Raw genomic sequence first — 21,872 nt, 5'->3', positions numbered from 1 at the left:
TAATAACCTCATCTTATGATAAGGCTATTATCTCATATTTTGGTGTCCATTGGATAGGTTTTTAGAGGTGCCCAAAATAAACCGGAGGGAAATAAAATGAATAAAGGACTTACAACACAAGAGCAAATCGCACTAGCAAAAGAAATCTTACAAGTTAAGAATCGCAGAGAACGCTCACTTAAACTAGGAGAAATCCTAGATCGTGAAAAACTATCATCAGATGATATGTACGAATTGTATAACACACTATTGACAACAATTAGAGTTTACGGCGACGTTATCGGATTCGATGATAAAGATTTTCAAGAAATGGCTCTTACAATCTTAGTTCTTGAAAAGGTTGAAGAGGCTAAACAAGCTAGGGTAGCGTAGAGAGGTGTGGCTCCTCTCCTAGCTATTGCTCTAAGAGCAAAATAAAAAAGGAGGTAAGGCGAATGATGGAACACATCATAAAAAGCCTAGCAACCAAGGACACTGCAACCGTCATCTTGGTACTAGGCTTAACCAGAGAAGCACGTTTGTGGCACAAACAAATCTTAGAACACAAACGTAAGCTTCAAAACAAAAAGTAGAGAAAGGGGCGATGCCCCAACCTCTACTTGATAGTGTACCATCATTTGCCGTGAAAAGCAATGGATGAAAATGTTGGCTTAATAATCCTAGCAGGATTTGTGATTGTATCTTTTACTATCCGTCAGATAGTGAAGTACCGATGTTATAAAAAAGATAAGGAGTAGGAAGATGACTGAAGAAGAAATCGAATTATTGAAATTCTTATCGACAGACTACGGACGAGGGTATCTAGCTGGGTTAGCTAGTGGGCTTTCAATACTTTTGAAAATTTTAAAAAAAGCAGAGTAAGTTCTCCACTTTCAACGAATTATTTTGATAGCTTATCTACAACTTTTTGAAGTTCTGCGATTCCGTTAACTGCTTGAGTAAGTTTATTGACATCAAGTTCACCTGTGAAAAATTTTGAAGTGATATCTACTTGTTGGCTTTGTTTCAAGGCATCCAGTTTCAATTCATGTTCTTTTTCAAGTCTCTGTAACTCACTTTCAGCTTGTGTTTTTAATTCTTTTATTTTGGCGTTGGTTTGATGTTTATTAGTGAGATAAACAAGAAATGCAGGGACACATGAAGTTAAAAAAGTTATTGCAATTTGATTGAAATCCATAATTTTCTCCTTTCTATTGATTCTTTTGACTAAAACATGAGAGGTCTTAGTCAAGATATATTATAACCCAAACATATTTGGTTGTCAACATATTGTATAAGAAAGGATTTAATGTGCTTGAAAAGCACAACATATGGTGTTTTTAATGTGGGATGAAATTAAAAAACAATTAAAAATAAAAGGCTGGTCGATGTATCGTTTAGCTAAGGAATCGGGTGTCCATCCATCTAATTTTTCAAATCTGAAGGCTGGTAGGATGAAAGAGATGTCGTGGCCGAATATGTGCAAAATCGCTGATGCACTGAAAATCAGCTTAGATGAATTTAGATAAGGAGGTAAATATGAGACCAAGAAAATATCCGTACAAACAAAAACCACTCTTCCCTTCGACAAAAAGAGTGGTGAAAGCAATCAGAGGGCTTGAAGCGCTGAAAGAACACTATCTAAGCTTGCCTGAAGAATTGAAACCTAGAGCGAAAACTCTAGCTGGTGAAGAATCAGACTATGTTACTTATTATGATCTTGAGATTGTTTCATTCGAACTAAGACTTCGTTTTCGTGAGCTGCTAACATTCTTTGGCTCCATTATTAATTGGTGAAACGTTGTTAAATCAACGTTTTTTATTTTGAAGTTCTTTATAAAAACTAAAAAAATGAACTTAACGTTCAAAAATTAGACATAACAAATTAAAAAATATACCGACTTTTATCTCCCTGAATGATATAATGATTGTATATTGTGGATTTATTGTAATGTTGTGTTTGATTTTCAAAAAGAACAATTATCCAGAAAAAGAGGCTATGTAACATAGTTTTGAAATGATTCTTGAATTTGAACATTGGGTATAATTGAGTACGATGTTTAAAAAATTTTTGAATATAGACTTAGATACTTTATCTTGGTTGATAGAGTATTTACTTTAAAATACAAGAGGAAGCGGTTAAAAATTAAATAAACAAAAAATGATGTTTATTCGTGATGTTAGGTTTGATAAATCCAATCGTTCTAGTATTTTTATTTTTGGAGAATTACTCAAGAGGCTGAAGAGGACGGTTTGCTAAATCGTTAGGTCGGGTAACTGGCGCGAGGGTTCGAATCCCTCATTCTCCGTTAGAATAATCTTGAGATTTTCTAAAGAAACACTCTTAGGGACTTTTTCCAAGAGTAAATTTTATAAAGAGGTGTATTATGAAAAAAGTTAAGTTGCTTGGTATTTTAGCGCTCTCAGCAGTTGTCTTAGGTGCTTGTTCTTCAGTTCCGAGTCAGTCAGGGTCGAATTCTGACAAAACCGAACAAACTGATAAGAAAGAAGAATCAGTCAAAGAAAAAGTTACAAAAGATGCTGAAACTTTATTAGATGCAGTTTTGACTACTGATATTGCTAAGTTTAAAAAGATTTACGGCGAAACCTATGAAAAATGGACTGAGGCAGTATTTGCGGTTCAAACTAGTGAAAAGGTAAAAGATGATGGTCTTACACCAGCCTCTACCTATTCTGTTCAATGGCATGCTGATTTCCCTATTGAAACACCAGAAGAAACAATTACTGGTTTCTTAAAAGTAAGACGAAAAATGTTCCAGGAGATTGGTTCTTACTCTATTAAGGATGTTAAGTTAGACGAATCAGGGAGTTCAGCTACTGTAACTTTTACATCTAAAAAGTTGCATTCTAAGGGCTTGGCTTCTTCAACAAGAGACGTTTTAACTACTCTAATTGGAGGGATTGACAACTTAGGTAAGTACAATACTGCGGGATCAAATGTTGATATTAAACGTTACCAAACATTAATTTCATACTGGATTTTTGAGCATCTGTTTAGGCATGATTTTACTATCTATAATGATGTTGACCCTAACTTAGCGTATACACCATTTACTACTGGAGATTTTGATACTGAAATCAAATTAACCAAAGATAAGGATGGCAACTGGCTTATCTCTCAAGAGGATTATCGTACTCTAGCAACGGAGTTAATTGATAATACAGAAGGTTATGAGACTGTTGTCAGAAGCAATGTTTCAAAAACTAACGACAAAGATAAGTCTAGTGATAAATCGACAGGCAACTCAACAGATAAATCTTCAGGTAAAAAAGATAAAAGTAGTATCTGATAATTAGTTTAAAAAGTAAAGCAAGTAGTTTATAATAGCTACTTGCTTTATTTCGTTTTATTAGCAAAAAAGATACAACATTTGTTGCATCCCCAAAATAATTGTTCTTTTCTACGGAAGACATGGGATTCGAACCCACGCACGCTGTTACACGCCTACCGCGTTTCCAACACGGCCTCTTAAGCCTCTTGAGTAATCTTCCAATACTTACTCAAATAGTCTACCATAAAGGCTCTTATCTTGCAATAAAAATTCTGGAAATAAGAAAAATGATAGATTTTGAAAGAAAATGAAAAAAATGCTTGACTTTAAAAGAGAGTGTGATAGAATGAATAGTGTAAACGATAACAGGAGGTGGTTCGGTGTTAAAAACAGAGCGGAAACAACTGATTTTAGAGGAGTTAAATCAACATCATGTAGTTTCTCTAGAGAAATTAGTTAGTTTGCTAGAAACGTCAGAATCAACGGTTCGAAGAGATTTGGATGAGTTGGAAGCGGAAAACAAGCTTCGTCGCGTGCATGGTGGAGCAGAATTGCCCCATTCCTTGCAGGAAGAAGAAACCATTCAAGAAAAATCTGTCAAAAACCTTCAAGAGAAGAAATTGTTGGCTCAGAAAGCAGCCTCTCTCATTAAGGAACAAGATGTCATCTTTATCGATGCAGGAACAACAACTGCTTTTTTGATTCATGAATTGGTCAATAAGAATGTTACAGTCGTGACCAACTCGATTCACCATGCTGCTCAGTTGGTTGAAAAGCAGATTCCAACTGTCATGGTTGGAGGTGGTGTCAAGATGGCGACGGATGCTAGCATCGGAGGCGTTGCTCTTAACCAAATTAACCAATTGCACTTTGACCGTGCCTTTATCGGGATGAATGGTGTGGACGATGGCTATTATACGACTCCTGATATGGAGGAGGGAGCTGTGAAGCGAGCTATTTTGGAGAATGCCAAACAGACCTATGTCTTGGTGGATTCATCAAAAATTGGACAAACTTGCTTTGCTAAGGTAGCACCACTCAAACGAGCTATTGTTATCACAAGTCAAGGGCATGAGCTCTTGCAGGCTATTAAGGAGAAAACGGAGGTAATAGAAGTATGATTTATACAGTCACACTCAATCCATCCATTGACTATATCGTTCGTTTGGACCAAGTCCAAGTCGGTAGTGTCAATCGTATGGACAGTGATGATAAGTTTGCTGGTGGGAAAGGAATTAATGTCAGTCGTGTCTTGAAGCGCTTAGATATTCCAAATACAGCGACGGGATTTATCGGAGGCTTTACTGGTAAATTTATCACAGATACTTTGGCTGATGAAGAAATCGAGACACGTTTTGTCCAAGTGGCAGAAGATACTCGTATCAATGTTAAAATCAAAGCAGACCAAGAAACAGAAATCAACGGAACGGGTCCAACTGTTGAACCGGCTCAGCTAGAAGAATTGAAAGCTATTCTTTCAAGTTTAACTGCAGAAGACACGGTTGTATTTGCGGGTTCGAGTGCTAAAAACCTAGGAAATGTTATCTACAAGGATTTGATTGCCTTGACACGCAAGACTGGTGCGCAAGTCGTTTGTGACTTTGAAGGACAGACCTTGATTGATAGTTTGGACTACCAGCCACTTTTGGTCAAACCAAACAATCATGAACTTGGAGCAATTTTTGGGGTTAAACTCGAAAGTTTAGATGAAATCGAGAACTATGCTCGTCAGTTACTGGCCAAAGGAGCTCAAAACGTCATTATCTCCATGGCTGGGGACGGTGCCCTTCTTGTTACATCTGAGGGATCTTACTTCGCCAAACCTATTAAGGGAACAGTCAAAAATTCAGTTGGAGCTGGTGATTCTATGGTTGCTGGATTCACAGGTGAATTTGTTAAATCAAAAGACGCAGTAGAAGCCTTCAAATGGGGAGTTGCTTGTGGAACAGCAACTACCTTCTCGGATGACTTGGCAACGGCAGAATTTATTAAAGAAACATATGAAAAAGTTGAGGTAGAAAAAAGATGAAAATTCAAGACCTATTGAGAAAAGATGTCATGTTGCTGGATTTACAGGCGACTGAAAAAACAGCTGTCATTGAAGAGATGATTAAAAGTTTGACAGACCACGGTTATGTCACAGATTTTGAAACCTTTAAAGAAGGAATTTTGGCGCGTGAAGCTTTGACTTCCACTGGTTTGGGTGACGGAATCGCAATGCCTCACAGCAAAAATGCTGCTGTAAAAGAAGCGACTGTTCTCTTTGCTAAGTCAAACAAGGGTGTTGACTATGAAAGTTTAGATGGACAACCAACTGACCTCTTCTTCATGATTGCTGCTCCAGAAGGCGCCAATGATACTCACTTGGCAGCCTTGGCAGAATTGTCTCAATACTTGATGAAAGATGGCTTTGCTGATAAACTTCGTCAAGCAACATCAGCTGACCAAGTTATCGAACTTTTTAACCAAGCTTCAGAAAAAGCTGAGGAGCCAGTTCAAGCACCTACCAATGACTCTGGTGACTTTATCGTTGCTGTTACAGCTTGTACAACAGGTATTGCCCACACTTACATGGCTCAAGAAGCCCTTCAAAAAGTGGCTGCTGAAATGGGTGTTGGAATCAAGGTTGAAACCAACGGTGCTAGCGGTGTTGGAAACCAACTAACTGCTGAGGACATCCGCAAGGCTAAAGCTGTTATCATAGCTGCAGACAAGGCGGTTGAGATGGATCGTTTCGATGGCAAACCATTGATCAATCGTCCAGTTGCTGACGGTATCCGTAAAACAGAAGAATTGATTAACTTGGCTCTTTCAGGAGAAGCGGAAGTCTACCGTGCCGCTAATGGTGCAAAAGCTGCAACAGCCTCTAACGAAAAACAAAGCCTTGGTGGTGCCTTCTACAAACACTTGATGAGTGGTGTATCTCAAATGTTGCCATTTGTTATTGGCGGTGGTATCATGATTGCCCTTGCCTTCTTGATTGACGGCGCTTTGGGTGTTCCAAATGAAAAACTTGGCAATCTTGGTTCTTACCATGAGTTAGCTTCTATGTTCATGAAAATTGGTGGTGCAGCCTTTGGATTGATGCTCCCAGTCTTTGCAGGTTATGTTGCCTACTCTATCGCTGAAAAACCAGGTTTGGTAGCAGGTTTCGTGGCTGGTGCTATTGCTAAAGAAGGTTTTGCCTTTGGTAAAATTCCTTATGCCGCAGGTGGTGAAGCAACTTCAACTCTTGCAGGTGTCTCATCTGGTTTCCTAGGTGCCCTTGTTGGTGGATTTATCGCAGGTGCTTTAGTTCTTGCTATCAAGAAATACGTTAAAGTTCCTCGTTCACTTGAAGGTGCAAAATCAATCCTTCTCTTGCCACTTCTTGGAACAATCTTGACTGGATTTGTCATGCTAGCTGTGAATATCCCAATGGCGGCAATCAACACTGCTATGAATGACTTCCTAGGCGGTCTTGGAGGAGGTTCAGCTGTCCTTCTTGGTATCGTTCTTGGAGGAATGATGGCTGTCGATATGGGTGGACCAGTCAATAAAGCGGCTTATGTCTTTGGTACAGGTACGCTTGCAGCAACTGTTTCTTCAGGTGGTTCTGTGGCTATGGCAGCAGTTATGGCTGGAGGAATGGTGCCACCACTTGCCATCTTTGTCGCAACTCTTCTCTTTAAAGACAAATTTACTAAGGAAGAACGCAACTCTGGTTTGACAAACATCATCATGGGCTTGTCATTTATCACTGAGGGAGCGATTCCGTTTGGTGCAGCTGACCCAGCTCGTGCGATCCCAAGCTTCATCCTTGGTTCAGCAGTAGCAGGTGGACTCGTTGGTCTTACTGGTATCAAACTAATGGCGCCACACGGAGGAATCTTCGTTATCGCCCTTACTTCTAATGCTCTTCTTTACCTCGTGTCTGTCTTGGTAGGAGCAATCGTAAGTGGTGTAGTCTATGGTTACCTACGCAAACCACAAGCATAAAAAATAGAAAAATGAAAAGATTGTACCGTTTGGTGCAGTCTTTTTCTCTTTCCGAAATGCCTGTGAAATATGGTATAATAGAAGAATGGCAAACAAGAATACAAGTAAAACAAGACGGAGACCGTCTAAAGCAGAACTCGAAAGAAAAGAAGCGATTCAACGAATGTTGATTTCGTTGGGAATCGCGCTTTTATTGATTTTCGCAGCCTTCAAATTAGGGGCTGCAGGTATCACCCTTTACAATCTAATTCGCTTGCTGGTGGGTAGCCTAGCTTATCTGGCAATATTTGGTATCCTGGTCTATCTCTTCTTCTTCAAGTGGATACGAAAACAGGAAGGACTCTTATCTGGATTTTTCACCATATTTGCTGGCTTGCTCTTGATTTTTGAGGCCTACTTAGTTTGGAAATATGGTTTGGATAAGTCGGTATTAAAAGGGACCATGGCTCAGGTTGTGACTGATCTGACTGGTTTTCGAACGACCAGTTTTGCTGGTGGAGGCTTGATTGGTGTTGGACTCTATGTGCCAACAGCCTTTCTCTTCTCAAATATCGGTAGTTACTTTATTGGTTCTATCTTGATTTTAGTGGGTGCTCTCCTAGTCAGTCCTTGGTCTGTTTACGATATTGCTGAATTTTTCAGTAGAGGCTTTGCCAAATGGCGGGAAGGGCATGAGCGTCGAAAAGAGGAACGCTTTGTCAAACAAGAAGAAAAAGCTCGTCAAAAGGCTGAGGAAGAGGCTAGATTAGAACGAGAAGAGGCTGAAAAAGCCTTACTCGATATGCCTCCTGTTGATATGGAAACGGGTGAAATTCTGACTGATGATGTTGTTCTTGACGTTCCTCCTGTTCCAGAAGAAGAGTGGGTGGAACCAGAAATCATCCTGCCTCAAGCTGAACTTGAATTCGCTGAACAGGAAGATGGCTCTGATGACGAAGATGTTCAGGTTGATTTTTCAGCAAAGGAAGCCCTCGAATACAAACTTCCAAGCTTACAACTCTTTGCCCCAGATAAACCAAAAGACCAGTCTAAAGAGAAGAAAATCGTTCGGGAAAATATCAAAATCCTAGAAGAAACCTTTGCTAGCTTTGGTATCAAGGTAACGGTTGAACGGGCCGAAATTGGGCCATCAGTGACCAAGTATGAAGTCAAGCCTGCAGTGGGTGTACGGGTCAACCGCATTTCCAATCTCGCAGATGACCTCGCTCTAGCCTTGGCGGCCAAGGATGTCCGTATTGAAGCACCAATCCCTGGGAAATCCCTAGTCGGTATCGAAGTGCCCAATTCTGAGATTGCGACTGTGTCTTTCCGTGAATTATGGGAACAATCTCAAACGAAAGCAGAAAATCTCTTAGAAATTCCTCTAGGAAAGGCAGTTAATGGCACCGCAAGAGCTTTTGACCTTTCCAAGATGCCCCACTTGCTAGTTGCAGGTTCAACGGGTTCAGGGAAGTCAGTAGCTGTTAACGGCATTATCGCTAGCATCCTCATGAAGGCGAGACCTGACCAAGTTAAATTTATGATGGTCGATCCCAAGATGGTTGAGTTGTCTGTTTACAATGATATTCCCCACCTCTTGATTCCAGTCGTGACCAATCCACGTAAGGCCAGCAAGGCTTTGCAAAAGGTCGTGGATGAAATGGAAAATCGTTATGAACTCTTTGCCAAGGTGGGAGTTCGGAATATTGCAGGTTTTAATGCCAAGGTAGAAGAGTTTAATGCTCAGTCTGAGTACAAGCAGGTTCCGCTACCACTCATTGTTGTAATTGTGGATGAGTTGGCTGACCTTATGATGGTAGCCAGCAAGGAAGTGGAAGATGCTATCATTCGTCTCGGACAGAAGGCGCGTGCTGCAGGTATCCACATGATTCTTGCAACTCAGCGTCCATCCGTTGATGTCATTTCTGGTCTGATCAAGGCCAATGTCCCATCTCGAGTGGCTTTTGCGGTATCATCAGGTACAGACTCGCGCACCATCTTGGATGAAAATGGAGCTGAGAAACTTCTTGGACGTGGAGATATGCTCTTTAAACCAATCGATGAAAATCATCCAGTTCGTCTCCAAGGATCCTTTATCTCGGATGATGATGTTGAAAGCATCGTAAACTTTATCAAGGCTCAGGCAGATGCGGACTACGATGAGAGTTTTGATCCAGGTGAGGTTTCTGAAAATGAAGGAGAATTTTCAGATGGTGAATCTGGTGGTGATCCGCTCTTTGAAGAAGCCAAGGCTTTGGTGATCGAAACCCAGAAAGCCAGCGCATCTATGATTCAGCGTCGATTGTCAGTTGGATTTAACCGTGCGACCCGTCTCATGGAAGAGCTTGAGATAGCAGGTGTCATTGGTCCAGCTGAAGGTACCAAACCAAGAAAAGTTTTACAACAATAAAAAAATAGCTTCTTTCCAAATTTGGAAGGAGGCTATTTTAGTGGTTATTGATTAGTTTTATTTTCCGAAGTTGGGGTATTGGACTGTTTTTCATTTTCAGTAGTAGGCTTACTTGGAGCAGGAGTAGTAGATTCCTGAGTTGCTGCTTTCTGCTCTTCTTTTTTCTCTTCCTTGACGCTGGATTTTGGTGTTTCTTCTTGTTGTGGTTTTTCTTGAGAAGTGTTATTTTCCTTATTAGGACTAGTGTTTTCCTGAGGGGATTCCTTTTGAATTTCTTTGACAATTGTTGTCGTCTGGCTTGTCGTAGGTTCTTTTTTAGTATTTTTGTTATTATCCAAGGCGTTCATGATAGTGATACTTGCGGTAATTAAGCCAAGAATACTACCGATAGTGGCGACGGTTTTTTGAAAGACTGTAAAGCCTTTTTTGATGTGTTCTGTTTTTGGTTTTGAAGTTCTACGATAATTAGACATACATTCTCTCCTTTAATTAAAATTTATTATACCGCATTTCTTTAAAAAAATCTTAAAAAAAGAGAAATTGCCCTTTCTTGTCGCAGGCTCCGTTTCATGATACAATAGAAGGAGTGATTTTAGAAAGCGTGAGAAAACATGATTTACTTTGATAATTCGGCGACGACCAAGCCCTATCCTGAAGCCCTTGAAACTTATATGCAGGTCGCTTCAAAAATTTTAGGAAATCCATCTAGTCTCCATCGTTTGGGAGACCAGGCAACACGAATCTTAGATGCTTCTCGGCAACAGATTGCAGATTTAATCGGTAAGAAAAGTGATGAAATCTTCTTTACTTCTGGTGGGACAGAAGGAGATAACTGGGTCATCAAGGGTGTGGCCTTTGAAAAGGCTCAGTTTGGAAAGCACATTATTGTATCAGCCATTGAACATCCGGCAGTCAAAGAGTCAGCCCACTGGTTGAAATCTCAAGGATTTGAAGTGGATTTTGCTCCAGTTGATAACAAAGGATTTGTAGATGTTGAAGCGTTAGAAGATTTGATACGACCTGATACGACCCTCGTTTCCATCATGGCAGTAAACAATGAAATTGGCTCGATTCAACCTATTCAAGCTATTTCAGAATTATTGACAGACAAGCCGACTATTTCCTTCCACGTTGATGCGGTTCAGGCACTTGCCAAGATTCCGACTGAAAAGTATCTGACAGAACGAGTGGATTTCGCGACTTTCTCTGGTCACAAGTTCCACGGAGTTCGTGGTGTTGGTTTTGTCTATATCAAGTCTGGCAAGAAGATCACGCCTCTTTTAACAGGTGGTGGTCAGGAACGTGATTACCGTTCGACAACTGAAAATGTGGCAGGGATTGCAGCGACAGCCAAGGCTCTTCGCTTGTCTATGGAAAAGCTAGATCTCTTTACTAGCAAGACTGGGCAGATGAAGGCAGTGATTCGTCAAGCACTTCTGGACTATCCAGATATTTTTGTCTTTTCAGATGAGGAAGACTTTGCCCCTCATATTCTGACTTTTGGAATCAAGGGTGTTCGTGGTGAAGTCATCGTTCACGCCTTTGAAGACTATGATATTTTCATCTCAACAACCTCTGCTTGTTCGTCCAAGGCAGGGAAACCAGCCGGAACCCTGATTGCCATGGGAGTAGATAAAGATAAGGCTCAGTCAGCTGTGCGTCTTAGCCTAGACCTTGAAAATGATATGAGTCAGGTCGAGCAGTTCTTGACCAAGTTAAAATTGATTTACAATCAAACTAGAAAAGTAAGATAGGAGCATTCATGCAGTATTCAGAAATTATGATTCGCTACGGTGAGCTGTCAACCAAGGGTAAAAACCGTATGCGTTTCATCAATAAACTTCGCAATAATATTTCAGACGTTTTGTCTATCTATCCCCAAGTTAAGGTAACAGCAGATCGCGACCGTGCCCACGCTTACCTCAATGGAGCAGATTACACAGCAGTAGCAGAATCGCTCAAACAAGTATTTGGAATTCAAAACTTTTCCCCTGTTTATAAGGTTGAAAAATCTGTAGAAGTTCTGAAGTCTACTGTCCAAGAGATTATGAAAGATATCTACAAGGAAGGCATGACCTTTAAAATCTCTAGTAAACGTAGCGACCACAACTTTGACTTGGATAGTCGTGAACTCAATCAAACACTTGGAGGAGCTGTTTTCGAAGCTATTCCAAATGTGCAAGCTCAAATGAAAAGTCCTGATATCAATCTTCAGGTGGAGATACGTGAAGAAGCAGCCTATCTTTCTTATGAAACCATTCGTGGGGCTGGTGGTTTGCCAGTTGGAACTTCAGGTAAAGGCATGCTTATGTTGTCAGGAGGGATTGACTCACCTGTAGCAGGTTATCTTGCATTGAAACGTGGAGTGGATATTGAGGCTGTTCATTTTGCCAGCCCACCATATACTAGTCCTGGTGCCCTTAAAAAAGCCCAAGATTTGACTCGTAAATTAACCAAGTTTGGGGGCAATATCCAGTTTATCGAAGTTCCTTTTACAGAGATTCAAGAGGAAATCAAGGCTAAAGCGCCAGAAGCTTACTTGATGACTCTAACTCGTCGCTTTATGATGCGGATTACAGATCGTATTCGTGAGGTACGAAATGGTTTAGTTATCATCAATGGGGAAAGTCTAGGTCAAGTAGCCAGCCAAACCTTGGAGAGCATGCAGGCTATCAATGCAGTTACCAACACTCCCATCATCCGTCCAGTTGTGACAATGGATAAGTTGGAAATCATTGACATTGCTCAGGAAATTGACACCTTTGAAATTTCTATCCAGCCTTTTGAAGACTGTTGTACCATTTTTGCGCCAGATCGTCCGAAAACAAATCCTAAGATTAAGAATGCGGAGCAGTACGAAGCGCGTATGGATGTTGAAGGATTAGTAGAGCGAGCAGTTGCTGGAATCATGATTACTGAGATTACACCGCAGGTTGAAAAAGATGAAGTGGATGACTTGATTGATAATCTCCTCTAATCAGAAAATCCAGAAGAATTTAGAAAAATAGATGAAAAAGTTAGTTTTTAATTCCAAAAATGGAAGCAAAACTAACTTTTTTTCTATAAATGTGATATAATAAAATAAAATTTTGAATATAGAGAGTTTTCTGACAATGAATCTATCCTACTTTTATTTAAAAATGAAAGAACACAAACTCAAGGTTCCTTATACAGGTAAGGAACGCCGTGTACGTGTTCTTCTTCCTAAAGATTATGAGAAAGACACGGATCGATCCTATCCTGTTGTTTACTTTCATGACGGGCAAAATGTTTTTTATAGCAAGGAGTCTTTCATTGGCCATTCATGGAAGATTATCCCAGCTATTAAGCGTAATCCTGATATCAGTCGCATGATTGTCGTTGCTATTGATAATGATGGTATGGGGCGGATGAATGAGTATGCGGCTTGGAAGTTCCAAGAATCTCCTATCCCAGGACAGCAATTTGGCGGTAAGGGCGTGGAGTATGCCGAGTTTGTTATGGAGGTGGTCAAGCCATTTATCGATGAGACCTACCGTACTAAAGCTGACTGCCAGCATACGGCTATGATTGGGTCTTCACTAGGAGGCAATATTACCCAGTTTATCGGTTTGGAATACCAAGACCAAATTGGTTGCTTGGGCGTCTTTTCATCTGCCAACTGGCTCCATCAAGAAGCCTTTAATCGCTACATCGAGCGTCAGAAACTATCGCCCGACCAGCGTATCTTTATCTATGTTGGAACAGAAGAAGCAGATGATACAGACAAGACCTTGATGGCTGGTAATATCAAGCAAGCCTATATTGACTCGTCGCTTTGCTATTACCATGATTTGATAGCAGGGGGAGTTCATCTGGATAATCTTGTCCTGAAAGTTCAGTCTGGTGCCATCCATAGTGAAATCCCTTGGTCGGAAAATTTACCAGACTGTCTGAGATTTTTTGCAGAGAAATGGTAAGTTAGAAAAGGAGAAAGCCAATGCATATTGAAAACCTTAGCCACTGGAGTGGTCACCTTAACCGTGAAATGTACCTCAATCGTTATGGGCATGCTGGGATTCCAGTTGTGGTCTTTGCTTCATCAGGTGGTAGTCACAACGAATACTATGATTTTGGCATGATTGATGCCTGTGCTTCCTTTATCGAGGAAGGCCGTGTTCAGTTTTTTACCCTGTCCAGTGTAGATAGTGAGAGCTGGTTGGCCACTTGGAAAAATGGGCACGACCAAGCAGAGATGCACCGTGCCTACGAGCGCTATGTGATTGAGGAGGCCATTCCTTTTATCAAGCATAAGACAGGTTGGTTTGATGGTATGATGACGACAGGTTGCTCGATGGGCGCCTACCATGCTGTCAATTTTTTCCTCCAGCATCCAGATGTCTTTACCAAGGTGATTGCTCTTAGTGGTGTTTACGATGCACGTTTCTTTGTCGGCGGTTACTACAATGACGATGCCATTTACCAAAACTCGCCAGTAGATTATATCTGGAACCAGAACGACGGCTGGTTTATTGACCGTTACCGTCAGGCAGAAATTGTGCTGTGTACGGGGCTTGGACCCTGGGAACAAGACGGTTTACCATCCTTTTACAAGCTCAAAGAAGCCTTTGACCAGAAACAAATTCCAGCCTGGTTTGCTGAATGGGGACACGATGTCGCCCACGACTGGGAATGGTGGCGCAAACAAATGCCTTATTTCCTTGGAAATCTCTATTTATAAAAGGAGTTACCTATGAATTACCTTGTTATTTCTCCCTACTATCCGCAAAACTTTCAACAGTTTACAATTGAACTAGCTAATAAAGGCATCACTGTCTTGGGAATTGGTCAAGAACCATACGAGCAATTGGATGAGCCTTTACGCAATAGCCTGACCGAGTATTTCCGTGTAGATAACCTTGAGAACATAGATGAAGTCAAACGTGCAGTTGCTTTTCTCTTTTATAAACATGGTCCAATTGATCGCATCGAATCCCACAATGAATATTGGCTAGAGTTGGACGCAAGTCTTCGTGAGCAATTCAATGTTTTTGGTGCCAAACCAGAGGATCTCAAAAAGACGAAATTTAAGTCTGAAATGAAGAAACTTTTCAAAAAAGCAGGCGTCCCCGTGGTACCTGGAGCTGTTATCAAGACGGAAGCAGATGTGGATCAAGCTGTGAATGAAATCGGCCTTCCAATGATTGCCAAACCTGACAATGGAGTGGGAGCATCAGCGACCTTTAAGCTTGAGACAGAAGACGATATCAATCACTTCAAGCAAGAATGGGACCATTCGACCGTTTATTTCTTTGAAAAATTTGTCACTTCCAGCGAAATTTGCACCTTTGATGGTCTTGTGGATAAGGACGGAAAAATTGTCTTTTCAACGACCTTTGACTACGCCTATACACCGCTTGATCTCATGATTTACAAGATGGACAATTCCTACTATGTGCTCAAGGATATGGATCCCAAATTACGTAAATATGGTGAGGCAATTGTCAAGGAATTTGGTATGAAAGAACGGTTCTTCCATATCGAGTTCTTCCGTGAAGGGGATGATTACATCGCCATTGAGTACAATAACCGCCCTGCAGGTGGTTTCACTATTGATGTTTATAACTTTGCTCATTCTTTGGATCTTTATCGTGGCTATGCTGCTATTGTCGCAGGAGAAGAGTTCCCAGTATCAGACTTTGAACCTCAATATTGTTTAGCTACATCCCGTCGTGCAAATGCTCACTATGTTTATTCTGAGGAGGACTTGCTTGCCAAATACAGCCATCAGTTCAAGGTTAAAAAAATCATGCCAGCGGCCTTTGCGGAACTTCAAGGGGATTACCTTTATATGCTGACAACTCCGAGTCGACAAGAAATGGAGCAGATGATTGCAGATTTCGGACAACGTCAAGAATAAGAACTCTCGGATTAAGGAAATGCACCTCCTTAATCCTTTTGTTTTAACAAGAGAAATAAAACCGCTTTCTCATACATTCTTTTAGAAAACCTGTTGCTAAAAGATATAAAAATTGATAGAATAAGGATTGTCTAAAAAATTTTAAGGAGAATCTATCAAATGGATTTCACATGGGCAATTAAATATGCCACTGAATTTTTGGCCACTGCTATTTTGATCATTCTTGGAAATGGTGCAGTTGCCAACGTTGAACTTAAAGGTACGAAAGGTCACCAAAGTGGCTGGATCGTTATCGCTGTTGGTTATGGTATGGGGGTTATGATCCCAGCCTTGATGTTTGGTAACGTATCTGGTAACCACATTAACCCAGCCTTCACTCTTGGACTTGCAATCAGCGGTCTCTTCCCTTGGGCACAAGTTGCACCTTATATTATCGCACAAGTTTTGGGTGCTATCTTTGGTCAAGCCTTGGTTGTGGCAACACACCGCCCATACTACTTGAAAACTGAAAATCCAAACAACATCTTGGGTACTTTCTCAACAATTTCAAGTTTGGATAATGGTACAAAAGAATCACGTTTTGCAGCAACTGTTAACGGTTTTGTAAACGAGTTTGTTGGTTCATTTGTTCTTTTCTTTGCAGCTCTTGGAATGACTAAAAACTTCTTTGGTGCTGAACTAGTATCAAAAGCACAAGCGGCTATCAATGCTCAAGTTGCACAAGCAACTACTCAAGGTCAAACAATTCCTCAAGAACAAGTAACAGCAGCACTTGACCAAGCTAAAGAACAAGTAGCGCCATTTATGACATCAGGTCTTGGAATTGCTCACTTGGCACTTGGATTCCTTGTTATGGCTTTGGTAACATCACTTGGTGGACCTACAGGGCCTGCCTTGAACCCAGCCCGTGACTTGGGACCACGTCTCCTTCATGCTTTCCTTCCAAAATCAGTTCTTGGTGAGCACAAAGGTGATTCAAAATGGTGGTATTCTTGGGTACCAGTAGTAGCACCGATCGCAGCAGCAATTGCGGCAGTAGCTATCTTCAAATTCCTTTACCTATAAGAAATTGAAACCGAGGAAATCCTCGGTTTTTTAGATGAAATTTTACGAAAAAAAGGTAAATCTGAGCATAATTTCTTGTAAAAAATTCTAAAATCCTTTAAAATAAAAGAGTTGGAGGAATTTATGAATGTAAATCAGATTGTACGGATTATTCCTACTTTAAAAGTTAATAATAGAAAATTAAATGAAACATTTTATATAGAAACCCTTGGCATGAAGGCCTTGTTAGAAGAGTCAGCCTTTCTGTCACTAGGTGATCAAACAGGTCTAGAAAAGCTGGTTTTAGAAGAAGCTCCAAGTATGCGCACTCGTAAGGTAGAGGGAAGAAAAAAACTAGCTAGATTGATTGTCAAAGTGGAAAATCCCTTAGAAATTGAAGGACTCTTATCTAAAACAGATTCGATTCATCAATTATATAAAGGTCAAAACGGCTACGCTTTTGAAATTTACTCTCCAGAAGCTGATTTGGTTTTGATTCATGCGGAAGATGACAGAGAAAATCTAGTAGAAGTAGGAGAAAAACCTGAGTTTCAAACAGATCTGGAGTCAATTTCTTTAAGTAAATTTGAGATTTCTATGGAATTACATTTTCCAACTGATATCGAAAGTTTCTTGGAAGTATCTGAAATTGGGGTGTCACTTGATTTTATCCCAGCTCAGGGTCAGGATTTGACTGTAGACAATACGGTTACTTGGGACTTATCTATGCTCAAGTTCTTGGTCAATGAACTAGATATAGAAAGTCTTCGTAAGAAGTTTGAGTCTACTGAATATTTTATTCCTAAGTCTGAAAAATTCTTCCTTGGTAAAGATAGAAATAATGTTGAATTGTGGTTTGAAGAAGTATGAAGTGGACCAAGATTATTAAAAAAATAGAAGAACAAATCGAGGCAGGGATTTATCCCGGAGCCTCTTTTGCGTATTTTAAGGGCAATAAATGGACGGAGTTCTATTTAGGACAGAGTGCCCCAGAGCATGGCTTGGATACTGAGCCGGGACTGGTTTATGACCTAGCTAGTGTCAGCAAGGTTGTTGGGGTTGGTACCGTTTTTACCTTCTTGTGGGAAAAAGGTCAATTAGATATTGACAGACCGGTAACCGATTTTTTACCTGAAAGTGATTATCCAGACATCACTATTCGCCAGCTCTTAACTCACGCAACAGATCTTGATCCTTTTATTCCCAATCGTGATCTTTTAACAGCACCTGAATTAAAGGAAGCGATGTTTCATCTTAAGAGACGAAGTCAACCAGCCTTTCTTTATTCGGATGTCCATTTTTTACTTTTGGGTTTTGTTTTGGAAAGAATCTTTAATCAAGACTTGGATGAGATTTTACAGGAGCAAGTCTGGAAACCTTGGGGAATGGCGGATACCCAGTTTGGGCCTGTTGAGCATGCTGTTCCAACAGTTAGAGGTGTCGAGGCAGGTCTGGTACATGATCCCAAGGCTCGCCTCCTAGGCAGACATGCAGGGAGTGCTGGTTTGTTTTCGACTGTAAAGGATTTACAAATCTTTTTAGAGAACTATTTAGCAGATGATTTTGCAAGAGATTTGAGTAAAAATTTTTCTCCTTTGGATGACAAGGAACGTTCTTTGGCATGGAATTTGGATGGAGATTGGCTAGACCATACGGGCTATACAGGTACCTTTATCATGTGGAATCGCCAGAAGCAAGAAGCGGCTATTTTCCTATCGAATCGTACCTATGAAAAGGATGAGAGGGCTCAATGGATTGTAGACCGCAATCAAGTGATGGACTTGATTCGCAAAGAAGAGTAAGGAGAGACATGTCAAACAGTTTAAAAGGGACTCTATTAACAGTTGTGGCTGGGATTGCTTGGGGCTTGTCAGGAACGAGTGGCCAATACCTGATGGCACACGGAATTTCGGCTCTGGTTTTGACCAACTTGCGTCTTTTAATCGCTGGTGGGATTCTCATGGTCTTGACTTATGCTACTGCAAAGGATAGAATGCTGGCCTTTTTAAAGGATAGAAAGAGTTTACTGTCTCTTCTCATTTTTGCTCTAATTGGTCTCTTCCTCAATCAATTTGCCTATCTAACTGCTATTAAGGAGACCAATGCAGGAACCGCGACGGTGCTTCAGTATGTTTGTCCTGTCGGGATTTTGATTTATAGCTGTATCAAGGATAAGGTGGCACCGACACTGGGAGAGATAGTTTCTATCATATTAGCCATTGGAGGGACCTTCCTGATTGCAACTCATGGGCAGTTGGACCAGTTATCCATGACACCTGCAGGTCTGTTCTGGGGTCTCTTTTCTGCTCTGACTTACGCACTTTATATCATTTTGCCCATAGCCTTGATTAAGAAGTGGGGGAGTAGTTTGGTCATTGGTGTGGGAATGGTCATAGCAGGTTCGGTCGCCCTTCCTTTTACAGGAGTTCTACAGACTGCTATCCCAACTAGTCTTGATTTTCTCCTCGCTTTTGCGGGCATTATCCTTATCGGGACTGTCTTTGCCTATACAGCCTTCTTAAAGGGAGCCAGTTTGATTGGACCGGTTAAGTCAAGTTTGTTGGCTTCAATTGAGCCAATTTCGGCTGTTTTCTTTGCCTTCCTAATTATGAATGAACAATTTTATCCCATTGATTTTCTTGGCATGGCAATGATTTTAATTGCAGTAACTTTGATTTCTTTGAAAGATTTACTCTTAGAAAAATAAAAAGACTCTTTGTCCGTGACAGAGAGTTTTTGCCTAGTAATCTAATTATTTTCAAGATAAAATTCAAAGCGTTCGCCAACATACTGACTTTTCACGTATTCAAAAGCTGTCCCGTCTTCTAGGTAGGAAACCTGAGTCAAACCAAGAATAGCATGTCCTCTTTCAACTTCCAAATAGTGGGCAATCTTTTCTTTAGCAAGACGAGCATAGATGGTCTGCTGTGATTTACCGATACGGTAGCCGTGTTTTTGCAGGGTTTGAAAGAAATGACTGGTGATTTCTTCTTTTTTAAAATTCTTAATAAATTTCTCAGGAATAGAAGCAACTTCATAAACTAAAGGAACTTGGTCGGCATATCGGACCCGCTCCATTCGGATAATATTGTCCGTTGGAGAAATTCCTAGCTTGGCAACTTCCTGCTCATTGGGAATGGTTTTTCTGTAGGAAATGAGCTGGCTAGAGGGTACTTTACCTTGGGACTTAACAATTTCAGTAAAACTGGTTGTCCCTCGCATCTTTTCTTGTACCCGAGTACTAGAAACAAAGGTGCCACTTCCTACGCGGCGCTCTAAGACACCTTCTTCAACTAATAGAGATACAGCTTGGCGGAGGGTCATGCGACTGACCTCAAACTGCTCTGCTAAATCTCGTTCACTAGGAAGCCTCTCCCCAATAGCCCAACGGTGATCGTCAATATCCTTTTTAATCTGATCATGGATTTTCATATAAGCAGGTAGCATATTTTCACTTCATTTCTATCTTTTCTCTATTGTACCCCAATAAACTAGAAAAAGTCAAACTTCGCCTTGTTTAGTTGGTAATTCGCCCTTATTTGTGTTAGAATATTGGAAAAGATATTTCTTTTGAGAAAGGAAAAAGATGAGTAACATTTCAACTGATTTGAAAGATGTCGAAAAAATCATCGTATTGGACTATGGTAGCCAATACAACCAGCTGATTTCACGCCGTATCCGTGAGATTGGTGTTTTTTCAGAACTAAAAAGCCATAAAATTTCAGCTGCTGAAGTTCGTGAAATCAATCCTGTAGGAATTATCCTTTCAGGCGGACCAAACTCTGTATACGAAGATGGTTCATTTGATATTGACCCAGAAATCTTCGAACTTGGAATTCCTATTTTGGGAATTTGTTATGGTATGCAGTTATTGACCCATAAACTTGGAGGAAAAGTTGTTCCTGCAGGTGATGCTGGAAATCGTGAATACGGTCAATCAACCCTAACTCACACACCATCAGCTCTTTTTGAATCAACACCTGATGAACAGACTGTTTTGATGAGCCATGGTGATGCAGTTACTGAGATTCCTGCTGACTTTGTTCGTACTGGAACATCAGCTGACTGCCCTTATGCAGCCATTGAAAACCCAGATAAACACATTTACGGTATCCAATTCCACCCAGAAGTTCGTCATTCTGTATACGGTAATGACATCCTTCGTAACTTTGCCCTTAACATCTGTAAGGCTAAAGGCGACTGGTCAATGGATAACTTCATTGATATGCAGATCCAAAAAATTCGTGAAACTGTTGGTGATAAACGTGTCCTTCTTGGCCTTTCAGGTGGGGTTGACTCATCTGTCGTTGGAGTTCTTCTCCAAAAGGCTATTGGCGATCAATTGATTTGTATCTTCGTAGACCACGGTCTTCTTCGTAAAGGTGAAGCAGATCAAGTTATGGACATGCTTGGTGGTAAGTTTGGTTTGAATATCGTCAAAGCAAACGCTGCTAAACGTTTCCTTGATAAACTTGCTGGCGTTTCTGACCCTGAACAAAAACGTAAAATCATCGGTAACGAGTTTGTTTATGTCTTTGATGACGAAGCAAGCAAGCTAAAAGATGTAAAATTCCTTGCTCAAGGTACCTTATATACAGACGTTATCGAATCTGGTACAGATACAGCTCAAACGATCAAGTCACACCACAACGTGGGTGGTCTTCCAGAAGACATGCAGTTTGAATTGATTGAACCACTCAATACTCTTTATAAAGATGAAGTTCGTGCCCTTGGTACAGAACTTGGCATGCCAGACCATATCGTATGGCGCCAACCATTCCCAGGACCAGGACTTGCTATCCGTGTCATGGGAGAAATTACTGAAGAAAAACTTGAAACAGTTCGTGAATCAGATGCTATCCTTCGTGAAGAAATTGCCAAAGCTGGTCTTGACCGCGATATCTGGCAATACTTCACAGTTAATACAGGTGTTCGTTCAGTCGGTGTTATGGGTGACGGTCGTACGTATGACTACACGATTGCAATCCGTGCCATCACCTCTATCGATGGTATGACTGCTGATTTTGCTAAGATTCCTTGGGAAGTCCTTCAAAAGATTTCTGTACGTATCGTAAACGAAGTGGATCACGTTAACCGCATCGTCTATGATATTACAAGTAAACCACCTGCAACAGTTGAGTGGGAGTAAAGCTATAAATACTTTACTCTTATAGTAAATGAAAAATAAGGATTTCGAGAGAACAAAATCGTTCTCTCTTTTTTTAGCTGAAATATTTTAAGGGCACCTCTAAAAACTCCACTCTTATCACAAAAGAAAAAATCAACTGTATGTGTCTCATTTAGTTGGCAC

The 21,872-nt window shown here is 40.6% G+C and carries 22 protein-coding genes and 2 tRNA genes; 20 read left to right on the top strand and 4 right to left on the bottom strand.

Annotation, left to right across the window (positions count from 1 at the left end; all coding sequences use genetic code 11):
• The first annotated feature begins 96 nt into the window (after positions 1-96).
• Both K1I71_RS08075 and K1I71_RS08070 read left to right on the top strand, forming a co-directional pair.
• Positions 97-372, top strand: coding sequence for a hypothetical protein (locus tag K1I71_RS08075; protein ID WP_001032557.1), 276 nt, complete (start codon positions 97-99; stop codon positions 370-372).
• Positions 373-434: 62 nt separating this feature from the next.
• Positions 435-572, top strand: a complete 138-nt coding sequence (locus K1I71_RS08070) for a hypothetical protein (RefSeq protein ID WP_000969962.1) — start codon at positions 435-437, stop codon at positions 570-572.
• Between the two features lie 308 nt (positions 573-880).
• On the opposite strand, the gene K1I71_RS08065 is transcribed toward K1I71_RS08070, so the two are convergent.
• The gene (locus tag K1I71_RS08065) at positions 881-1,177 is read right to left on the bottom strand and encodes a hypothetical protein (protein WP_045607150.1); all 297 of its coding nucleotides are present in this window, start codon (positions 1,175-1,177) and stop codon (positions 881-883) included.
• 145 nt (positions 1,178-1,322) lie between these two features.
• Here K1I71_RS08065 and K1I71_RS08060 point away from each other — a divergent pair, with 145 nt between their 5' ends.
• The 4 genes from K1I71_RS08060 (at position 1,323) to K1I71_RS08045 (ending at position 3,290) form a co-directional block, all read left to right on the top strand.
• Positions 1,323-1,508, top strand: a complete 186-nt coding sequence (locus K1I71_RS08060; RefSeq protein ID WP_045607149.1) for a helix-turn-helix domain-containing protein — start codon at positions 1,323-1,325, stop codon at positions 1,506-1,508.
• Between the two features lie 10 nt (positions 1,509-1,518).
• Entirely contained in the window at positions 1,519-1,776 is a 258-nt protein-coding gene (locus K1I71_RS08055) for a hypothetical protein (RefSeq protein ID WP_045607148.1), read from the top strand.
• A 424-nt stretch (positions 1,777-2,200) separates the two neighbouring features.
• Positions 2,201-2,288, top strand: a tRNA-Ser gene (locus tag K1I71_RS08050).
• A gap of 78 nt (positions 2,289-2,366) precedes the next feature.
• Positions 2,367-3,290, top strand: coding sequence for a hypothetical protein (locus tag K1I71_RS08045; RefSeq protein WP_223330686.1), 924 nt, complete (start codon positions 2,367-2,369; stop codon positions 3,288-3,290).
• Positions 3,291-3,404: 114 nt separating this feature from the next.
• Here the strand turns inward: K1I71_RS08045 and K1I71_RS08040 are convergent.
• A tRNA-Ser gene (locus tag K1I71_RS08040) sits at positions 3,405-3,492 on the bottom strand.
• A 160-nt stretch (positions 3,493-3,652) separates the two neighbouring features.
• On the opposite strand from K1I71_RS08040, the gene K1I71_RS08035 reads away from it, so the two are divergent.
• The 4 genes from K1I71_RS08035 to K1I71_RS08020 all read left to right on the top strand — a co-directional run bounded on the left by K1I71_RS08035 (position 3,653) and on the right by K1I71_RS08020 (position 9,639).
• Positions 3,653-4,393: a DeoR/GlpR family DNA-binding transcription regulator gene (locus K1I71_RS08035; protein ID WP_223330685.1), complete on the top strand. Its 741-nt coding sequence runs from the start codon at positions 3,653-3,655 to the stop codon at positions 4,391-4,393.
• The gene (pfkB, locus tag K1I71_RS08030; protein WP_223330684.1) at positions 4,390-5,301 is read left to right on the top strand and encodes a 1-phosphofructokinase; all 912 of its coding nucleotides are present in this window, start codon (positions 4,390-4,392) and stop codon (positions 5,299-5,301) included. The genes K1I71_RS08035 and pfkB overlap by 4 nt, the downstream gene beginning before the upstream one ends.
• The gene (locus K1I71_RS08025) at positions 5,298-7,250 is read left to right on the top strand and encodes a PTS fructose transporter subunit IIABC (protein ID WP_223330683.1); all 1,953 of its coding nucleotides are present in this window, start codon (positions 5,298-5,300) and stop codon (positions 7,248-7,250) included. The genes pfkB and K1I71_RS08025 overlap by 4 nt, the downstream gene beginning before the upstream one ends.
• A gap of 85 nt (positions 7,251-7,335) precedes the next feature.
• Positions 7,336-9,639, top strand: coding sequence for a DNA translocase FtsK (locus K1I71_RS08020; protein ID WP_317628060.1), 2,304 nt, complete (start codon positions 7,336-7,338; stop codon positions 9,637-9,639).
• Positions 9,640-9,683: 44 nt separating this feature from the next.
• On the opposite strand, the gene K1I71_RS08015 is transcribed toward K1I71_RS08020, so the two are convergent.
• Positions 9,684-10,112 carry a DUF6556 family protein gene (locus K1I71_RS08015; protein WP_223330682.1) on the bottom strand — a complete coding sequence of 143 codons (429 nt, stop codon included), beginning with the start codon at positions 10,110-10,112 and terminating at the stop codon, positions 9,684-9,686.
• Between the two features lie 138 nt (positions 10,113-10,250).
• Here K1I71_RS08015 and K1I71_RS08010 point away from each other — a divergent pair, with 138 nt between their 5' ends.
• From K1I71_RS08010 to K1I71_RS07970, 9 genes are all read left to right on the top strand, one after another.
• A complete protein-coding gene (locus K1I71_RS08010; RefSeq protein WP_223330681.1) occupies positions 10,251-11,393 on the top strand; it encodes a cysteine desulfurase family protein in 1,143 nt (380 codons plus the stop codon).
• An 8-nt stretch (positions 11,394-11,401) separates the two neighbouring features.
• Positions 11,402-12,616, top strand: coding sequence for a tRNA uracil 4-sulfurtransferase ThiI (gene thiI, locus K1I71_RS08005; protein ID WP_223330680.1), 1,215 nt, complete (start codon positions 11,402-11,404; stop codon positions 12,614-12,616).
• A 136-nt stretch (positions 12,617-12,752) separates the two neighbouring features.
• On the top strand, positions 12,753-13,577 hold the full coding sequence (locus K1I71_RS08000) for an alpha/beta hydrolase (RefSeq protein WP_223330679.1): 825 nt from the start codon (positions 12,753-12,755) through the stop codon (positions 13,575-13,577).
• A 20-nt stretch (positions 13,578-13,597) separates the two neighbouring features.
• A complete protein-coding gene (locus K1I71_RS07995) occupies positions 13,598-14,338 on the top strand; it encodes an esterase family protein (protein WP_223330678.1) in 741 nt (246 codons plus the stop codon).
• A gap of 12 nt (positions 14,339-14,350) precedes the next feature.
• A complete protein-coding gene (locus tag K1I71_RS07990; protein WP_223330677.1) occupies positions 14,351-15,517 on the top strand; it encodes an ATP-grasp domain-containing protein in 1,167 nt (388 codons plus the stop codon).
• Positions 15,518-15,676: 159 nt separating this feature from the next.
• On the top strand, positions 15,677-16,582 hold the full coding sequence (gene gla / locus K1I71_RS07985) for an aquaglyceroporin Gla (protein ID WP_000348095.1): 906 nt from the start codon (positions 15,677-15,679) through the stop codon (positions 16,580-16,582).
• Between the two features lie 123 nt (positions 16,583-16,705).
• Positions 16,706-17,431: a CppA N-terminal domain-containing protein gene (locus tag K1I71_RS07980; RefSeq protein ID WP_223330676.1), complete on the top strand. Its 726-nt coding sequence runs from the start codon at positions 16,706-16,708 to the stop codon at positions 17,429-17,431.
• On the top strand, positions 17,428-18,363 hold the full coding sequence (locus tag K1I71_RS07975; RefSeq protein WP_223330675.1) for a serine hydrolase domain-containing protein: 936 nt from the start codon (positions 17,428-17,430) through the stop codon (positions 18,361-18,363). Before K1I71_RS07980 ends, K1I71_RS07975 begins: the two co-directional genes overlap by 4 nt.
• Positions 18,364-18,371: 8 nt before the next feature.
• The gene (locus tag K1I71_RS07970) at positions 18,372-19,268 is read left to right on the top strand and encodes a DMT family transporter (protein WP_223330674.1); all 897 of its coding nucleotides are present in this window, start codon (positions 18,372-18,374) and stop codon (positions 19,266-19,268) included.
• Positions 19,269-19,309: 41 nt separating this feature from the next.
• Here the strand turns inward: K1I71_RS07970 and K1I71_RS07965 are convergent, their stop codons facing one another.
• Entirely contained in the window at positions 19,310-20,008 is a 699-nt protein-coding gene (locus tag K1I71_RS07965; protein WP_124787372.1) for a GntR family transcriptional regulator, read from the bottom strand.
• Between the two features lie 139 nt (positions 20,009-20,147).
• On the opposite strand from K1I71_RS07965, the gene guaA reads away from it, so the two are divergent.
• Positions 20,148-21,710 carry a glutamine-hydrolyzing GMP synthase gene (gene guaA, locus K1I71_RS07960; RefSeq protein WP_124787371.1) on the top strand — a complete coding sequence of 521 codons (1,563 nt, stop codon included), beginning with the start codon at positions 20,148-20,150 and terminating at the stop codon, positions 21,708-21,710.
• Positions 21,711-21,872: the final 162 nt, after the last annotated feature.

Origin of the sequence: Streptococcus mitis (assembly GCF_019929545.1) — a bacterium.
Classification (GTDB): domain Bacteria; phylum Bacillota; class Bacilli; order Lactobacillales; family Streptococcaceae; genus Streptococcus; species Streptococcus mitis_BU.
This window is presented reverse-complemented; position numbering and strand designations above follow the sequence as displayed.

Excerpts from the sequence above, each read along its gene's own strand:
- K1I71_RS08075 (WP_001032557.1), top strand. The coding sequence starts at position 97 with ATGAATAAAGGACTTACAACACAAGAGCAAATCGCACTAGCAAAAGAA.
- K1I71_RS08070 (WP_000969962.1), top strand. The coding sequence starts at position 435 with ATGATGGAACACATCATAAAAAGCCTAGCAACCAAGGACACTGCAACC.
- K1I71_RS08065 (WP_045607150.1), bottom strand. The coding sequence starts at position 1,177 with ATGGATTTCAATCAAATTGCAATAACTTTTTTAACTTCATGTGTCCCT.
- K1I71_RS08060 (WP_045607149.1), top strand. The coding sequence starts at position 1,323 with ATGTGGGATGAAATTAAAAAACAATTAAAAATAAAAGGCTGGTCGATG.
- K1I71_RS08055 (WP_045607148.1), top strand. The coding sequence starts at position 1,519 with ATGAGACCAAGAAAATATCCGTACAAACAAAAACCACTCTTCCCTTCG.
- K1I71_RS08045 (WP_223330686.1), top strand. The coding sequence starts at position 2,367 with ATGAAAAAAGTTAAGTTGCTTGGTATTTTAGCGCTCTCAGCAGTTGTC.
- pfkB (WP_223330684.1), top strand. The coding sequence starts at position 4,390 with ATGATTTATACAGTCACACTCAATCCATCCATTGACTATATCGTTCGT.
- K1I71_RS08025 (WP_223330683.1), top strand. The coding sequence starts at position 5,298 with ATGAAAATTCAAGACCTATTGAGAAAAGATGTCATGTTGCTGGATTTA.
- K1I71_RS08020 (WP_317628060.1), top strand. The coding sequence starts at position 7,336 with ATGGCAAACAAGAATACAAGTAAAACAAGACGGAGACCGTCTAAAGCA.
- K1I71_RS08015 (WP_223330682.1), bottom strand. The coding sequence starts at position 10,112 with ATGTCTAATTATCGTAGAACTTCAAAACCAAAAACAGAACACATCAAA.
- K1I71_RS08010 (WP_223330681.1), top strand. The coding sequence starts at position 10,251 with ATGATTTACTTTGATAATTCGGCGACGACCAAGCCCTATCCTGAAGCC.
- thiI (WP_223330680.1), top strand. The coding sequence starts at position 11,402 with ATGCAGTATTCAGAAATTATGATTCGCTACGGTGAGCTGTCAACCAAG.
- K1I71_RS08000 (WP_223330679.1), top strand. The coding sequence starts at position 12,753 with ATGAATCTATCCTACTTTTATTTAAAAATGAAAGAACACAAACTCAAG.
- K1I71_RS07995 (WP_223330678.1), top strand. The coding sequence starts at position 13,598 with ATGCATATTGAAAACCTTAGCCACTGGAGTGGTCACCTTAACCGTGAA.
- K1I71_RS07990 (WP_223330677.1), top strand. The coding sequence starts at position 14,351 with ATGAATTACCTTGTTATTTCTCCCTACTATCCGCAAAACTTTCAACAG.
- gla (WP_000348095.1), top strand. The coding sequence starts at position 15,677 with ATGGATTTCACATGGGCAATTAAATATGCCACTGAATTTTTGGCCACT.
- K1I71_RS07980 (WP_223330676.1), top strand. The coding sequence starts at position 16,706 with ATGAATGTAAATCAGATTGTACGGATTATTCCTACTTTAAAAGTTAAT.
- K1I71_RS07975 (WP_223330675.1), top strand. The coding sequence starts at position 17,428 with ATGAAGTGGACCAAGATTATTAAAAAAATAGAAGAACAAATCGAGGCA.
- K1I71_RS07970 (WP_223330674.1), top strand. The coding sequence starts at position 18,372 with ATGTCAAACAGTTTAAAAGGGACTCTATTAACAGTTGTGGCTGGGATT.
- K1I71_RS07965 (WP_124787372.1), bottom strand. The coding sequence starts at position 20,008 with ATGCTACCTGCTTATATGAAAATCCATGATCAGATTAAAAAGGATATT.
- guaA (WP_124787371.1), top strand. The coding sequence starts at position 20,148 with ATGAGTAACATTTCAACTGATTTGAAAGATGTCGAAAAAATCATCGTA.